General features: G+C 70.8%; 13 protein-coding genes and 2 pseudogenes. 11 read left to right on the top strand and 4 right to left on the bottom strand.

Features of this window, described 5'->3' with window-relative positions; translation table 11 throughout:
* Window positions 1–27 precede the first annotated feature (27 nt).
* A complete protein-coding gene (locus tag ACQP2F_RS03405; protein WP_433300534.1) occupies window positions 28–1,272 on the bottom strand; it encodes a glutamate-5-semialdehyde dehydrogenase in 1,245 nt (414 codons plus the stop codon).
* 12 nt (window positions 1,273–1,284) lie between these two features.
* On the bottom strand, window positions 1,285–2,394 hold the full coding sequence (gene proB / locus ACQP2F_RS03410; RefSeq protein WP_433300536.1) for a glutamate 5-kinase: 1,110 nt from the start codon (window positions 2,392–2,394) through the stop codon (window positions 1,285–1,287).
* A 61-nt stretch (window positions 2,395–2,455) separates the two neighbouring features.
* Between proB and ACQP2F_RS03415 the strand changes: the two genes are divergently transcribed.
* Window positions 2,456–2,758, top strand: coding sequence for an MGMT family protein (locus ACQP2F_RS03415; RefSeq protein ID WP_433300537.1), 303 nt, complete (start codon window positions 2,456–2,458; stop codon window positions 2,756–2,758).
* Window positions 2,759–2,774: 16 nt separating this feature from the next.
* The gene (locus ACQP2F_RS03420; RefSeq protein WP_433300539.1) at window positions 2,775–3,581 is read left to right on the top strand and encodes a class I SAM-dependent methyltransferase; all 807 of its coding nucleotides are present in this window, start codon (window positions 2,775–2,777) and stop codon (window positions 3,579–3,581) included.
* Window positions 3,582–3,590: 9 nt separating this feature from the next.
* Here the strand turns inward: ACQP2F_RS03420 and ACQP2F_RS03425 are convergent, their stop codons facing one another.
* Window positions 3,591–4,277: a TetR/AcrR family transcriptional regulator gene (locus tag ACQP2F_RS03425; RefSeq protein WP_433300541.1), complete on the bottom strand. Its 687-nt coding sequence runs from the start codon at window positions 4,275–4,277 to the stop codon at window positions 3,591–3,593.
* A gap of 101 nt (window positions 4,278–4,378) precedes the next feature.
* Between ACQP2F_RS03425 and ACQP2F_RS03430 the strand changes: the two genes are divergently transcribed.
* Window positions 4,379–5,311 (top strand): NAD-dependent epimerase/dehydratase family protein, encoded by a 933-nt coding sequence (locus ACQP2F_RS03430; RefSeq protein WP_433300542.1) that lies wholly within the window; start codon window positions 4,379–4,381, stop codon window positions 5,309–5,311.
* A 128-nt stretch (window positions 5,312–5,439) separates the two neighbouring features.
* On the opposite strand, the gene ACQP2F_RS03435 is transcribed toward ACQP2F_RS03430, so the two are convergent.
* Window positions 5,440–6,831 carry a gamma-glutamyltransferase gene (locus ACQP2F_RS03435; RefSeq protein WP_433300544.1) on the bottom strand — a complete coding sequence of 464 codons (1,392 nt, stop codon included), beginning with the start codon at window positions 6,829–6,831 and terminating at the stop codon, window positions 5,440–5,442.
* A gap of 49 nt (window positions 6,832–6,880) precedes the next feature.
* On the opposite strand from ACQP2F_RS03435, the gene ACQP2F_RS03440 reads away from it, so the two are divergent.
* The 8 genes and pseudogenes from ACQP2F_RS03440 to ACQP2F_RS03475 form a co-directional block, all read left to right on the top strand.
* Window positions 6,881–8,257, top strand: a complete 1,377-nt coding sequence (locus tag ACQP2F_RS03440; RefSeq protein ID WP_433300546.1) for an MFS transporter — start codon at window positions 6,881–6,883, stop codon at window positions 8,255–8,257.
* 71 nt (window positions 8,258–8,328) lie between these two features.
* Window positions 8,329–9,891 carry a pyridoxal phosphate-dependent decarboxylase family protein gene (locus ACQP2F_RS03445; protein ID WP_433300548.1) on the top strand — a complete coding sequence of 521 codons (1,563 nt, stop codon included), beginning with the start codon at window positions 8,329–8,331 and terminating at the stop codon, window positions 9,889–9,891.
* Window positions 9,892–9,909: 18 nt separating this feature from the next.
* Window positions 9,910–10,389, top strand: a pseudogene (locus ACQP2F_RS03450) (NADH-quinone oxidoreductase subunit B); the annotation flags it as partial.
* Between the two features lie 270 nt (window positions 10,390–10,659).
* Window positions 10,660–11,961 (top strand): DUF2252 domain-containing protein, encoded by a 1,302-nt coding sequence (locus tag ACQP2F_RS03455; protein ID WP_433300550.1) that lies wholly within the window; start codon window positions 10,660–10,662, stop codon window positions 11,959–11,961.
* A gap of 27 nt (window positions 11,962–11,988) precedes the next feature.
* On the top strand, window positions 11,989–12,606 hold the full coding sequence (locus ACQP2F_RS03460) for an NADH-quinone oxidoreductase subunit C (RefSeq protein ID WP_433300551.1): 618 nt from the start codon (window positions 11,989–11,991) through the stop codon (window positions 12,604–12,606).
* Window positions 12,606–13,565 (top strand): complex I subunit 1/NuoH family protein, encoded by a 960-nt coding sequence (locus ACQP2F_RS03465; RefSeq protein ID WP_433300553.1) that lies wholly within the window; start codon window positions 12,606–12,608, stop codon window positions 13,563–13,565. Before ACQP2F_RS03460 ends, ACQP2F_RS03465 begins: the two co-directional genes overlap by 1 nt.
* A gap of 62 nt (window positions 13,566–13,627) precedes the next feature.
* Window positions 13,628–14,212: a NuoI/complex I 23 kDa subunit family protein gene (locus tag ACQP2F_RS03470; protein ID WP_433300555.1), complete on the top strand. Its 585-nt coding sequence runs from the start codon at window positions 13,628–13,630 to the stop codon at window positions 14,210–14,212.
* Window positions 14,209–14,772, top strand: a pseudogene (locus ACQP2F_RS03475) (NADH-quinone oxidoreductase subunit J family protein); the annotation flags it as partial. The gene ACQP2F_RS03470 and the pseudogene ACQP2F_RS03475, both read left to right, overlap by 4 nt.
* Window positions 14,773–14,831 lie beyond the last annotated feature (59 nt).

A 14,831-nucleotide genomic window follows, 5' to 3' on the forward strand; every position in this document is an offset into this window, starting at 1 on the left:
GCGCGCCGGGCCGGTTGCAGACGATCGTCAGCGGGTGTGGCCGTTGCCGGTCACGATGTACTTGGTCGAGGTCAGCTCGGGCAGGCCCATCGGGCCGCGGGCGTGCAGCTTCTGCGTGCTGATGCCGATCTCGGCGCCGAAGCCGAACTCGCCGCCGTCGGTGAACCGGGTCGAAGCGTTGACCATGATGGCGGCCGCGTCGACCCGGGCCGCGAACCGGCGGGTCGCGGTGATCGACTCGCTCACGATGGCCTCGGTGTGCCCGGTCCCGTAGCGGCGGATGTGGTCGAGCGCGTCGTCCATCGAGTCGACTATCGCCACCGCGATGTCGGCCGACAGGTACTCCTTGGCCCAGTCCTCCGAGATGGCCGGCACCACGTCGTCGCTGTAGGCCGCGACGCGGGGATCGCCGTGGACGGTCACGCCGGCCGAGACCAGCTCCTCGATCGCCAGTGGCAGGAACGAGTCGGCGATGTCGATGTGTACGAGCAGCGACTCGGCCGTGTTGCAGGTGGACAGCCGCTGGGTCTTCGAGTTGATCGTGACCGCCAGCGCCTTCTCCAGGTCGGCGGCCTGATCCACGTAGACATGACAGTTGCCGACGCCGGTCTCGATCACCGGGACCGTGGACTCCTCGACGACCGTCTTGATCAGGCTCGCGCCGCCACGCGGGATCAGCACGTCGACCAGGCCGCGGGCGCGCATCAGCTCCTTGACCGAGTCGCGCGTCGTGGCGTCGAGCAGCTGGATCGAGTCGGCCGGCAGGCCGGCGTCGGCGACCGCCTTGCGCAGCACCGAGACGATCGCCGCGTTCGAGCTGAACGCCGAGCCGGAGCCGCGCAGCACCGCCGCGTTGCCCGACTTCAGGCAGATGCCGGCGGCGTCGGCGGTCACGTTGGGCCGGCCCTCGTAGATGATGCCCACCACGCCGAACGGCACCCGGACCTGCTGGAGCTGGAGGCCGTTGGCCAGGGTCGAACCGCGCACCACGTCGCCGACCGGGTCGGGCAGCGCGGCGAGCTGGCGCAGGCCGTCGGCCATCGCCTCGATCCGGGTCGGGGTCAGCGTGAGCCGGTCGATCATCGCCTCGGACTGGCCGGCGTCGCGGGCGTTGTTCACGTCCACCGCGTTGGCGGCGACGATGTCCTCGGTGCGCTCGACCAGCCGGTCGGCCATCAGAAGCAGGGCCTGGTCCTTCTCCCCGCGGGTGGCGGCGGCCAGGTCGATCGAGGCCGCGCGCGCGTCGGAGGCTTGCTGCAGCACGGTCGTCATCGTGTGCCCTCTCTACAGAAGAACCAGGTCGTCCCGATGAACGACCTCTCGTTCATATCCTGGGCCCAACTCGGCGGCCAACTCGGGGGTCGACCGGCCGAGAAGGGCGGGAAGCTCGACGGCGTCGTAGTTGACCAGGCCGCGGGCGACCGGCGCGCCGTCGTGGTCGACGAGGTCGACCGGGTCGCCGGCGGCGAACGAGCCGTCGACCGCGGTGATGCCGGCCGGGAGCAGGGACTTGCGCCGGGCCACGACGGCGGCGACGGCGCCGGGGTCGAGGTGGAGCCGGCCGCGGGGGGCGGTGGCGTGGGCCAGCCAGAACAGGCGGGCGGCCGGGCGTTTCTTGGCCGCCTCGAACAGGGTGCCGATCTCGTCGCCGGCGAGGGCCTTCGCCGCCAGCGGCGCGGAGGTCAGCACGACCGGGATGCCGAACCCGGTCGCGATCTTGGCGGCCTCGACCTTGGTGACCATGCCGCCGGTGCCGACGCCCGACTTGCCGGGCTTCTCGACGCTGATCCCGTCCAGGTCCTCCGGAATCGACACCCGCCCGATCCGGCGAGACTCCGGGTGGCTGGGGCTGCCGGTGTAGAGCGCGTCCACGTCGGACAACAGCACCAGCAGATCGGCGTCGACCAGGGCGGCCACCAGGGCGGCCAAGCGGTCGTTGTCGCCGAAGCGGATCTCCTCGGTGGCGACGGTGTCGTTCTCGTTCACGATCGGGAACGCGCCGAGATCGAGGAGTTTCCGCAGCGTCCGGTAGGCGTTGCGATAGTGCGCCCGGCGCGTCACGTCGTCGACGGTCAGCAGCACCTGGCCGACGGTGAGGCCGTGGCGCGCGAAGCCCGTCGCGTACCGGCCGATGAGAAGCCCCTGCCCCACCGAGGCCGCCGCCTGCTGGGTCGCCAGGTCGCGCGGTCGCCGGCGCAGCCGCAGCGGCGCGAGGCCGGCGGCGATCGCGCCGCTCGAGACCAGCACCACCTCGCGCCCGCTCGTGGCCAGCCCGCCGAGCACGTCGACCAGAGCGTCGACGCGCTGCTCATCGATGCCGCCGGCCGCCGTGGTCAACGAGGACGAACCCACCTTGACCACGATGCGGCGCGCATCGGTCACCACTTCGCGCACCTGACCCATTGTGCTCGGGTGGGTGCCCCGGGCAGCGTCGAGATCCCATATCGTGGCCCGGGTGACACCCCAGGAGTACGTCGAAGAGGTGCTGGCGCTCGTCGAGCGCATACCGGAGGGCAAGGTCATGTCGTACGGCGCGATCGCCGATGCCCTGGCCGACGTCTCCGGCCGCAACTCGGCCCGCCAGGTCGGCACGATCATGGCGCGGCACGGCGGCGGCGTTCCCTGGCATCGCGTCGTGACCAGCGCCGGCCGCATGCCACCCGGTCACGAGCAGGAGGCCCGTCAGCGGTTGCTGAGCGAGGGCGTCCCGCTGCGGGGTGATCATGTAGACATGACCCGAGCCCACTGGCTCGGCTAGCAGAGGATTTGGCCTGATGGAAACCGGACAGCCGAGCCGGACCGCTTACAGCGCGGCGCGATACCGGGCGGCGCACCAGCTCCTGGAGCATGGCGCGATCTTCCAAGACCCGTTCGCCGTACGGATATCCGGCACCGAATCATCCGAGCTGCTCGCCGACGCCCCTCGGCGCGGGATGCGCCTGTTCATCGCCGCCCGGCACCGCTTCGCCGAGGACGCGCTGGCCACGGCCGTCCGGCGCGGCGTGCGGCAGGTCGTGGTGCTGGGGGCCGGGCTGGACACCTTCGGCTACCGCAATCCGTTCGACGACGTGCGGGTCATCGAGGTCGACCACCCGGACACGCAGGCCTGGAAAAGGGAGCGACTGCGGGCCGCCGGGATCGAGATTCCCTCGTCCGTGTCCTACCTTGGGGTCGATTTCGAGAAGGAGTCGCTCGCCGACCGGCTGTCCCTGACCGGGCCGTCCTTCTTCATCTGGCTCGGCGTCGTGCCGTACCTGACGCTCGAGGGCTTCCTGGCCACCCTCACCGCCATTTCCGAGATTTCAGGAAATGAGGTCGTTTTCGATTACGCGCAGGCGCCCGCATCCATGCCGGATGCGCGTCGCGCAGCCCTGGAAGAGCGCGCCGCCCGGGTGGCGCGGATCGGGGAGCCGTGGCTCACCTACTTCGAGCCCGAGGAGATCGCCGGGCTCCTGGTCGAGCGGGGCTTCGGCGAGATCGAGGATCTGGGTCCGGCGCAGCTCGCGGCTCGTTTCTTCGATCGCCATGACGTTCCGCCCCACACGCCGGGTGGCCACATCCTGCGGGCCGTGCGGGCTTAGCCCCGGCCCTCAGGTCAGGCCGATGAAGGCGGCGGCGCCCCGCATCTGGAACTCGAGGAAACCGCGGCGATCGTCGTCCACCGAGTTGTTGAGCTGGCCGAAGAGCTCGGCACTCACGGCCCCCATGAGCTGCACGAACGCGGCCATCCCGGCGCCGATCAGCCGGGGCGGGATTTCGGGACCGAACTGCTCGGCGACGGCGGCCAGCTCCTCGACGTAACGCCCGCTGATCTCCGGCTGGGGCCCGATCCGGCCGGCGGCGTAGGCATCGCGGATGATCCCGGCAATCTGCATGATCACCCGAATCGCGGACGTGATCGTGTCCGGCGGCGCCTGATAACCCGGAACGGGACTGCCGTAGATCAGGGCCCATTGGTGCGGCTCGGCGAGGGCCCATTCCCGTACGGCATGACCGACCGCAACCAATCGATCCGCGTAACCCCGGTCTGCGGCCGCCGCGTTCGCGCGCTCGGCGGCCTCGCCCAAGGAGTCGTAAGCCTCGATGATCAGGGCCGTGAGCAGCTCATCCCGGCTCGCGAAATACCGGTAGACGGCCGACGACGCCATGCCCATGTCCCGCGCGACCGCCCGCAGCGACAGGTTGGCGCCGTCCGTCGCGAGGTGGCGGCGGGCCACCGCCTTGATCTCTTCCGTCATCTCGGCCCGCACCCGGGCGCGCACTCCTGAGGCCTTCATGGGGACCAGTGTGCCACAGCGAGAGCAGTGCTCTTGCTTTTGCGGTCGACTCGTGTAACTGTTGTTCTCAACAGAGAGCGGTGCTCGCAAAGGAGAACGCAATGTCGACCCACGTAGTCATCGGTTCCGGCCCCATCGGCAGCGCGGTCGCGCGGTTGCTGGCCGACCAGGGCTCCACCGTCCGCATGGTCACCCGCAGCGGGCGCGGCCCTGCGCACCCGCAGATCGAGCGCATCGCCGCCGACGCCTCCGACGCGGCCCGCCTGACCGAGATCGCAGCCGGCGCCGAGACCGTCTTCAACTGCGCGAACCCGAAGTACACCGAGTGGGAGAAGCTCTGGTATCCCATGAACGACGCGATGATCGCCGCCGCCCGAGCCGCCGACGCGGTCTACGTGATCACCGGCAACCTGTACGTCTACGGCCCCCAGCCCGGCGGCCGCATGAACGAGAACACCCCCATGGCCGCCGTCGGGCGCAAGGGCAAGGTCCGCATCAAGATGTGGCAGGACGCCCTGAACAGCGGCGTTCGCACGGTGGAGGTCCGAGGCTCGGACTACATCGGCGCCGGCGCGGTCGGCGTCTTCTCCTCGGTGCTGCTGCCCGCGATCGCCAAGGGCCGTACCGCCTGGGCTCCCGGCAACCCCGACCTCCCGCACAGCTTCACCTACACCGGCGACATGGCCCGCACGATGGTCAAGCTGGCCCGCGAGGACCGCGCCTACGGCAAGGCCTGGCACGCCCCCACCCCGCCCGCGATCACCATCCGCGAGCTGGCCAACCGCTACACGGACCTCACCGGCCAGCCACCCGTGAAGATCCGCCCGCTGCCGCGCTTCGTCATGCGAACCGCCGGCCTGGCCGTCCCCATGGCCCGCGAGATGGCCGAGATGGACTACCAGTTCTACGCCCCGTTCCACCTCGACAGCCGCCTGACCGAGGACACGTTCGGCCTGGAGCCCACCCCGCTCGAGATCCCGCTGCGCGAGACCGCCACCGAGGCGCAGTCCACGATGGCCCGCCGGATGAACTGACCACCCAGCGCTCGTCGGCCGCCGCCGGTGCCCCGTGATCGTGGGGCCGCCGGCGGTCGCGCTTCGCGCTCATGGACGCCGCCGTTCGCGCTCCGCGGTCGTGGGCGCCGCCCGCGTCTTTCGAGTCCTCAGAGCAGAAGGCCCACCCCCGCCCGGCGTGGGTCTCCGGCCGCGCCGGCCTGGCCGACAGCGTTAGCGCCACCGAAGTAATGGTTGAGCCCCGACCACTGGTTGATCCGCCAGCCCGCGTTGGCCAACGCCGCCAGCTCGTCTCTCGGGTAGCCGGGCTCGACGTGCACCGTGTCGTCGACGACGTGGAACCGCGGCCGAGCGATCGCCGTCTCCATGTCGACGCCATCGACCAGCACCCCGAGCAGAGTGTCGATCAGCGCCGTGCGAATCCGCGACGCCCCCGCCGAGCCCGCCGCCACCGCGAGCCGGCCGTCCGGATCGATCACCACGAGCGGGCACATGTTCGAGGACATCCGCTTACCGGGCGCGAGATCGTCCGTGATCAGCTCTCCCTCGCCGAGCATCGAGTTGAGGTTGATGCCCAGCCCCGGCAGCCACACCCCGGAGCCGAGCCCCAGCGTCGTGGTGATCACGCAGGCATTGCCCTCGCCGTCCACCACCGACACGTTCGTCGTGTCACCGATCTTCTGCCGTCCCCGGTCGTGCAGCGCATCCGCCACCCCGACCGCGCGCCCGGGGCGGGACAGGTCGGCGGGCAGCCGCCCGATCGTGTCGACCACCCGATTCAGGTCGTGTCGCGCCCGCACCTCGTACCCGCCGAGCGTGGCCCGGTCGACGTGCGTCTCCACCACCGCGTACTCCGCCAGATCCCGCGGACCCAGCGCCCCGCCGGCGTCCCGCACGGCGCCGACCAGAATCGGGGCGAAGTCACCGGTGTAGAAGATCGACGGCCCGACCACGGCCAGCGCGTCGAAGGCCGTCGCCAGCCCCGGATGGAACAGGATGTCGCCGTCCACCAGCCGCCGCCCGTGCGGCGTGTAGACGGTGGCGCCCTCCCCCCACGCCAGCGCCGGCGCACAGGCGTCCAGCGTGCGGGCGTGCGCGTCGGGAATCGGCACTCCAGACTTGGCCATCTCGGCCGCCGGCGCCACGACGTCGGCCCAGGGCAGCCGACCCCAGCGCCGATGCACCTCGCCACAGCCGGCCGGCACGCCCGGAACCGCCACGCTGGCCCCACCGATCGAATACACCTGCGGCAGCCCGCCGAAGAACACGTCCACCGAGATCATCGGACCCGGCTCTCGGTCGCCGTCGAGCCCCGGCACCGCCACGAAGAAGTCAAGACACGTGACCTTGCCGGTGGCCGCCTCGAAATACGTGGCGAACCCGCCCCCGCCCAGTCCCGTGAAGATCGTCTCGGCGACGCAGCAGGCGAGTACCGCGGCCACCGCCGCGTCGGCCGCCGTGCCACCTTCCCGCAGCACCTGCAGGCCGGCCTGCGCGGTGGCCGGATGGCTGGCGGCGACCCCGGCCGCAACGCTTTTCATGCGGCGAAGCGTAGGCGTAGGGGCATGATCGTGGTTAGCATGCGCGTCCATGACGACCGCCGGTCCCTCTCCGGAAGTACGCCAGGCCGGCGTGTTGCCACGTCGAGTCCTGGCCGGATACTCGCTGGGTTCGCTGGTCACCGGCGCCTTCGGCACCGTGCCCGGTTTGCTTCTGCTGCCTTATCTGACCGATACGTTAGGTGTTGCGGCAGGTGTGGCCGGATTGCTGGTCTTGCTGCCTAAGGCCTGGGACGTCCTGGTCAATCCCCTCGCCGGACGGGTCTCCGACCGGCGCGGCGACCGCCGTCCGTTCCTGCTCGTCGCTGGTCTCCTCCTCGCTGTCCTCTTCGCCGCGATCTTCGCGGGCCCGTTCCGGAGCGGCGCCGGGGCCGGCGCCTACGTGGCGATCGCCTTTCTGACGGCCGCCACCGCGTACGCCTTCTTCCAAGTCCCGTACGTCGCGATGCCGGCCGAGCTGACGGACGGATACGACGAGCGCACCCGCCTGATGACCTGGCGGGTCGCGGTGCTGGCCCTGGCCATCCTCATCTCCGGCGCCCTGGCCCCGCTCGTCGTCGAGCAGACGGGCGGGGGTATCGCCGGTCACCGATGGTCCGGAGTCTTCGTCGGCGTGCTGATCGCCGTGGGCACGCTCGGTGTCTACTTCGGTACCCGGAAAGCGGAAACCCACTCCGCGGGCGAGTCCGAGCCGGACCTGCGCACCCAACTGCGTGTCGCCGCCGCGAACCGTCCCTTCCGTGCCCTCCTCCTGTGCTGGGTGATCCAGGCCGTCGGCACCGGCACGATGCTCGCCGGTGTCCAGTACTTTGCCGACCACGTCGTCCGCGCCGCCTCCGGCTCCACCTTTCTCTTCGCCGCCTTCGTCGGCCCGGCCCTGCTCGTCATGCCGCTCTGGAGCCGCGTGGGCACCCGTTTCGGCAAGCCGCGCTCGCTGACCGCCGCCTCCCTGCTCTTCGCGGCCGGCGCGCTGGCGCTGCTCGCCGCCCCGGCCCTGCCGCCGGCCACCATCTATCTCGTGGTGGCGCTCATCGGCTGCGGCTACGCCGGCCAGCAGGTGTTCGCGATGTCGATGCTGCCGGACTGCATCGCCTACGACACCGAGCGGACCGGCCGGCGCCAGGCCGGCGTCTTCACGGGGGTCTGGACAGCGGGGGAGACCCTCGGTCTGGCCCTCGGCCCTGGCATCTACGCATTGATCCTCCAAGTCTTCGGATATGTCTCGTCGTCGACCGGCGAGGCGGCGACGCAGGACGACACCGCCCGCCTCGGCGTGCTGCTCGGCTTCACGGTGGTGCCGGCCGTCCTGGTCGGCGCCGCCGTCCTTCTCCTTGGCGCCTACCGTGACGTTCGGGATGCCGGTGGCGTTGCCGGGCCATCAGACACCTCCGGCGACGAGCGGCGGTAGCCGACTTTGGTCGATGGTTCATCGACCTTCGACGGCTGCCGGCCTCCGGCGCCCTCCGATAACGTCGTCGCATGTTCGAAGCGCTGCCCGACAAGGGCGTCCCCGGTGAGCAGGTCCTCGACGAGCTCCGTGAGCTCCGCCGGGCCGACCTGCCCACACATGGCGGGCGCCTTTTCGCGTACGTCTACGACCCCGCGCTCGAGGGGCTCGACGACCTGGCCCGGGCCGCCCACGCCGTCTCCGCCCACGTCAACGGCCTCGACCCGACCGCCTTCCCGTCCCTGCTGGCGATGGAGAATGCGCTGGTCGGCGCCGCGGCCAAGCTCCTGGGTGGCGGTCCAGAGACGGTCGGCAGCGTCACCAGCGGCGGCACCGAGTCGCTGATCCTGGCGGTCAAGGCGGCCCGCGACAGCCGGCCCCATCTGACCACCCCGCGGTTGGTGATCCCGTCCACCGGGCACGCGGCGTTCGCCAAGGCCGCGCACTATCTGCGGGTCGCGCTCGATGTCGTGCCCGTCGGCGCCGACCTGCGGGCCGATCCGGCTGCCACGGCTGCGGCCATCACGCCCGAGACCGTGCTCGTCGCCGCGTCCGCGCCCTCCTATGCCCATGGCGTCGTCGACCCCATCCCCGAGCTGGCCGCCATTGCGGCCGAGCGCGGCGTGCGCTTTCACGTGGACGCCTGCTTCGGCGGCTGGGTGCTGCCGTATCTGCGTCGGCTCGGTGCGGTGCTGCCGGATTTCGACCTCAGCGTCCCGGGGGTCACCAGCCTCTCGGTCGACCTCCACAAGTACGCCTATACGCCGAAGGGCGTCTCGGTCCTGCTGCACCGCGACGAGACGCTGCGCCTCCCGCAGTACTTCGCCTACGCCGGCTGGCCGGGCTACACCATGATCAACCCGGTCATCTCGTCCACCCGCTCGGGCGGCCCGATCGCCGCCGCGGTGGCCACCCTGCGCTCGATCGGCGATGCCGGCTACGTCGAGCTGGCCGAGCGCACGCGCGACGCCGTGGCAGTTCTGGCCGCTGCGGTGACCGCCACCGAGGGCGTGCGCCTGTTCGCCCCGCCCGAGACGACCGTCGTCTGCCTGGCGGCCGATGCCCCGGCGGCCGATGCCCCGGCGGCCGATGCCCCGGCGGCCGATGACCCGGCGGCCGATGACCCGGCGGCCGGTGCGGGGGAGCAGGCCGTTGATCTGTTCGTGCTGGCCGACGAGCTTGCCGCGCGCGGGTGGCACACGCAGCCGCAGATGGCGTTCGAGGGCATGCCGGCGTCCATCCATCTCACGGTGACCGCCGCCGTCGGAGCGACCGCCGATGAGTTCGCAGGTGATCTCGCGGAGGCGGTCGCGACCGCGCGGGCACACGGGCCGGTCCGGCTGCCCGAGGAACTGGTGGCGGCGGCGGGAGCCCTGACCCCCGAGATGGTCACGCCTGAGCTGGTGGCCGGGCTGGCCGAGGGGCTGGGGCTCGGCGGGGGCGATTTCACGAAGATGGCCATGGTCAACTCGCTGCTCAACATCGCGCCGGCGGGGTTGCGGGAAGCGTTGCTGACCGGGTTTCTCAGTCTGTTGCAGCGGCCCGTGGGGGTGGCGCACGCGCCCGCCCCGGGTGCGGCGCCGGTCACGGAGTAGGTTGACGACGTGGCCGGTCTGCCAGGAGTGCTCGGGGAGCCCATCCGGTTCGTTCTGAACTGGGGGAGGCGCTATTCGCTCTGGGTTTTCAACTTCGGTCTGGCGTGCTGCGCGATCGAGTTCATCGCGTCGAGCATGAGCCGGCACGACTTCATGCGGCTCGGAGTGATCCCGTTCGCGCATGGGCCGCGCCAGGCCGACCTGATGGTGGTCTCCGGCACGGTCACCGACAAGATGGCGCCGGCGATCAAGCGGCTCTACGACCAGATGCCTGAGCCGAAGTACGTGATCTCGTTCGGCTCGTGCTCCAACTGCGGCGGCCCTTACTGGGACTCCTACTCGGTCACCAAGGGCGTCGACCAGCTGATCCCGGTGGACGTGTACGTGCCGGGGTGCCCGCCGCGGCCCGAGGCGCTGCTGCACGGCATTCTGCGGCTCCAGGAGAAGATCGCCGCCGAGCAGGCCGGGCCGGGCGGCGTCCACCGCCCCGACCCGCTGACCGTCAACGGCGCGGGCGGGGAAAACGGACCGAGCGCGGGCGCGCGCGGCGCGGGAGCGGACGCAGCGACCGGCGCGGGAGCGGACGCAGCGACCGGCGCGAGAGCGGACGCAGCGACCGGCGCGAGAGCGGACGCAGCGAGCGGAGACGAGGCGGAAGTCCGGTTCACGCGAGCGAGCGCGACCGGTGTGACCTTCCAGCGGGACGCTTCCTCCTTGACTGCCCCGATGGTCACCCCACCCCTGGCGACCGGCGACTAACCTCGCGTTATGAGTGAGCAGCCTCGCGCGGATTTCATCATTGACGTTCTGACCAGGGAATTCGGCGAGCTGATGGCGCTCGATCCGGCTGCCTTCCGGCGGAAGTTCCGCAAGATGGCGGCGTCGCCGTTCGCGTTCTATCGGGGTAGCGCCTCGCTGTTCTATGCCGATCAGACCGGCGCCTATCGGGACGACAGCTTTCTCGACGAGCGGACCAGCCGGGTGTGGATCCACGGTGACCTGCACGCCGAGAACTTCGGCACCTACATGAACTCGTCGGGCGTGCTGGTCTTCAACGTCAATGATTTCGATGAGGCGTACGTGGGGCCCTTCTCCTGGGATCTCAAGCGCTTTGCCGCGAGTGTCGCGCTCATCGGGTATCAGAAGGCGCTCTCCGACGACAACATCTCGGCGCTGGTGACCGCCTTCGCGCGCTCCTATCTGACCGAGCTGCGGGCCATCGCCGCCGGCGGGGACGACGCCATCGGGTCGATCACGCTGGAGAACGCGGACGGGGTGCTGCGGCGCGTGCTGCAGGAGGCGCGGCTCAACACGCGGGTCGACCTGCTCGGCGAGCAGACCACGATCGACGACTACGAGCGCCGGTTCTCGCTGGTCGACGGGGTCTACGAGGTCGACGATGCGACGGCGGGGAGTGTGCGGACGGCGTTCGAGCAATATCTTGGGACGCTGCCCGAGGCGACGCGGCCGGTGGCCAGCAACATCAAGGACATCAAGCTGCGCAAGGGCGTCGGCATCGGCTCGGCCGGTCTTCCGTCGTACAACCTGCTGCTCGAGGGCCATACCCAGGCGCTCGAGAACGACGTCATCATCTACATGAAGCAGGCTCAGGTGCCGGCGGTCGCGCGGTGGATCGAGGACGAGCGGGTGCGGTCCTACTTCCTTCACCAGGGGCACCGTACGGCCGAGTCGCAGCGGGCTCTGCAGGCGCACGCCGACCCGTGGCTGGGGTACACGACGCTCAACGGGGTCGGTCAGCTCGTCGCCGAGGTGTCGCCGTATGCCGCCGACCTCGACTGGTCCGACGTCAACGAGCCCGAGGAGCTGAACGGCGTCATCACCGACCTCGGCCGCGCGGTCGCCCGCATGCACTCGGTCGCCGACGACGAGTCGAGCCACGACCTGGTCGACTTCTCGACCGAGGAAGCCATCGTCGCCGCCGTCGACAAGGACGAGGCCGGATTCGTGCAGCACCTGGTCGACTTCGCGCACCGCTACGGCGACCAGGCGCGCGAGGACCACCAGGACTTCGTCGACCTCTTCCGCAACGGCAGGCTCCCCGGGCTGTAGGGGAGGCCAAGACCATAGGATGCTGCCATGACTCCCGAAGAAGTCGGCGAGCGCATGGTGGCTCTCATGGAGACCGAGGCGGAGGACGCCACGGTCGTCGCGAGCGTGTCCGGCGGCGGACCCGGCCATGAGCGCGCCGTCGTCGACGTGCCGGTCGCCCGCTGGTGGGAGGCGATCGGCACCGCCAAGCACAACGGCGCCCTCGGCTGCGACTTCTTCGACTGGCTCTCGGCCGTCGACGAGCTCGACGAGGGCTTCTCGGTGGTCTGCCACCTCTTCTCCAGCCGCCGGAAGCACTCGCTGCTGATCCGCACCCGGGTTCCGCGCGACGAGCCGGTGGTCGAGTCGGTGGTGGAGCTCTTCCCGGGCGCCGCCTGGCACGAGCGGGAGACGTACGAGATGTTCGGCATCACCTTCGCGCGGCATCCCGACCTCAAGCCCCTGCTCCTCCCGCCCGGCTTCGAGGGTCATCCGCTGCGCAAGGAGTTCGTGCTCGCCGCCCGCGTGGCCAAGGCGTGGCCCGGCGCCAAGGAGCCCGGCGAGTCCGAGCACGGCACCGCCAAGCGGGCCCCGATGCGGCCGCCCGGCGTCCCGGACCCGGCCGAGTGGGGCCCGAACGCGACGCGGCGAAGCGAGGACGATTGATGCCGCTCTGGCTCGAGCTGATCATCCGCGTCGTCGCGGTCGTCGTCGGCTTCCTCGTCCTCCCGCTCCTCGTCGGCCAGGCCGAACACAAGGTCATGGCGCACATGCAGGGCCGGCTCGGCCCGATGTACGCGGGCGCCTACCACGGCTGGGCCCAGTTGGTCGCCGATGGCGTGAAGTTCGTGCAGAAGGAGGACATCACCCCGAGGGACGCCGATCGGGGCGTGTTCCGGCTGGCACCACTGGTCGCGCTTTTCCCGTACCTCCTGGTGCTCCTGGCCATCCCGCTCGGACCCGGAAGCCTCGTCGCCCAGCCCTTGGACATCGGGTTGTTCTTCGTCCTCGCCGTTCTCGGCGTGGGCGTGCTGGCCGTGCTCATGTCCGCCTGGGCCAGCGCCAACAAATACAGCCTGCTCGGTGGCCTGCGGGGCGCCGCCCAGCTGCTCGGCTACGAGCTCCCGCTGGTGCTGGCGGCCGCAAGCGTCGCGATGGCCGCCGGAACGCTGAGCCTCCCCGGCATCGTCGAGGCGTGGAAGCCCTGGTGGCTGGCCTGGCAGGCGCCCGCCGCGATCATCTTCTTCGTGGCCGGCCTGGCCGAGATCCGCCGCCCGCCGTTCGACATGCCGATCGCCGACTCCGAGCTCGTCTTCGGCTACATGACCGAGTACACCGGCCTGCGGTTCGCGTTCTTCCTGCTCGCCGAGTACGTCGGCATCGTCGTGATCGCCGCGCTCACCACCGTCCTGTTCCTGGGCGGCTGGCACGGGCCGTTCGCGGATCAGCTCGGCTGGCTGTGGACGCTCGTGAAGATCTTCGCGCTGTCGTTCGTGATCATCTGGTTCCGGGTCGCCTACCCCCGGCTGCGCGAGGATCAGCTCCAGCGTCTGTGCTGGCTGGTCCTGGTGCCGCTGGCTCTCGCGCAGCTGATCCTCACCGCCGCGGTCAAGCTGGCGATATAACCCGATCCAAACCCGGGGGGTGTGCTCGCGCCGCCGGCACCGACGGGGCAGGATATGCGTTTGTGAGTGACGACGGGGAGCGGGGCACGCCGGGCAAGGGGCTGGTGCAAGGGCTTGCCGTCACGCTCAAGACGATGACCAAACGGTCGACGACCCGGCAATATCCGGATGTCGAGCCCGAGCTTCCCCCGCGTAGCCGCGGCGTGATCGCGCTGCTCGAGGAGAACTGCACGGTCTGCATGCTCTGCGCGCGCGAGTGCCCCGACTGGTGCATCTACATCGACTCGCACAAGGAAGAGGTCATCGTCCCCGGGGCCGCGCGGGCCCGTCAGCGCAACGTGCTCGACCGCTTCGACATCGACTTCTCGCTCTGCATGTACTGCGGCATCTGCATCGAGGTCTGCCCGTTCGACGCGCTCCACTGGACGCCCGAGTTCGAATACGCCGAGACCGACGTGCTCGACCTGCTGCACGACAAGAACCGGCTGGGTGACTGGATGCGCACGGTGCCTCCGCCGCCGGCGCACGACGTGCTCGGCGAGCCTTCGAAGGAGGAGGCGACGGCCGCGCGGAAAGCTGCGGGTCCGGGGGCGGCAACCGCGGCCAAGACCAACGTACGCCGTACGCCTCCGGAGCAACCGAAGTGACCGTGGCGGACGCGCTCATGCTGGCACTCGGCGTGGTCGCGGTCGGATCCGGCGCGCTCGTGGTCACCAGCACTCATCTCGTCCGCGCCGGCTTCTACCTGGTCGTGAGCCTGGGCGCGGTGGCCGGGCTCTACCTGGTGCTCGGCGCCGAGCTGGTGGCCTGGGTGCAGGTGCTGGTCTACGTCGGCGCGGTCGTGGTGCTCCTGCTGTTCGCCGTGATGCTGACCCGCGCGCCGATCGGCCCCTCCCGTGACCTCGACCGTCCGGCCCTCCCCGCCGCGCTCATCGGCGCCGGTGTCGGCTTCGGACTGACCGCACTGCTGGCCGACGCGTTCCACTGGACGCGCTACGAGCTGCCCGCGCCCGGCACCGCCCAGCGGGTCGGCGAGCAGGTCTTCGGCGCCTGGGTGCTGCCGTTCGAGGTGCTCTCGATCCTGCTGCTGGCCGCCCTGGTCGGCGCGATCGTGCTGTCCCGCCCCGACCTCGGCGCCCGCCCCGACCCCGACGCGGCCGGCGTACCGGCCGGGCCGCCGCCCGATCCGGCCGACGAGTCGGCCGAGGTGGTGGCCCGTCTCGAGCGCATCGCCGCGCGTCAGGCGGCCGCGCAGGCCCGGGTCCG

The organism is Actinoplanes sp. CA-030573, from assembly GCF_050951115.1.
Lineage (GTDB): Bacteria > Actinomycetota > Actinomycetes > Mycobacteriales > Micromonosporaceae > Actinoplanes.

Excerpts from the sequence above, each read along its gene's own strand:
- ACQP2F_RS03405 (WP_433300534.1), bottom strand. The coding sequence starts at position 1,272 with ATGACGACCGTGCTGCAGCAAGCCTCCGACGCGCGCGCGGCCTCGATC.
- ACQP2F_RS03420 (WP_433300539.1), top strand. The coding sequence starts at position 2,775 with ATGGAAACCGGACAGCCGAGCCGGACCGCTTACAGCGCGGCGCGATAC.
- ACQP2F_RS03425 (WP_433300541.1), bottom strand. The coding sequence starts at position 4,277 with ATGAAGGCCTCAGGAGTGCGCGCCCGGGTGCGGGCCGAGATGACGGAA.
- ACQP2F_RS03430 (WP_433300542.1), top strand. The coding sequence starts at position 4,379 with ATGTCGACCCACGTAGTCATCGGTTCCGGCCCCATCGGCAGCGCGGTC.
- ACQP2F_RS03435 (WP_433300544.1), bottom strand. The coding sequence starts at position 6,831 with ATGAAAAGCGTTGCGGCCGGGGTCGCCGCCAGCCATCCGGCCACCGCG.
- ACQP2F_RS03440 (WP_433300546.1), top strand. The coding sequence starts at position 6,881 with ATGACGACCGCCGGTCCCTCTCCGGAAGTACGCCAGGCCGGCGTGTTG.
- ACQP2F_RS03445 (WP_433300548.1), top strand. The coding sequence starts at position 8,329 with ATGTTCGAAGCGCTGCCCGACAAGGGCGTCCCCGGTGAGCAGGTCCTC.
- ACQP2F_RS03455 (WP_433300550.1), top strand. The coding sequence starts at position 10,660 with ATGAGTGAGCAGCCTCGCGCGGATTTCATCATTGACGTTCTGACCAGG.
- ACQP2F_RS03460 (WP_433300551.1), top strand. The coding sequence starts at position 11,989 with ATGACTCCCGAAGAAGTCGGCGAGCGCATGGTGGCTCTCATGGAGACC.
- ACQP2F_RS03465 (WP_433300553.1), top strand. The coding sequence starts at position 12,606 with ATGCCGCTCTGGCTCGAGCTGATCATCCGCGTCGTCGCGGTCGTCGTC.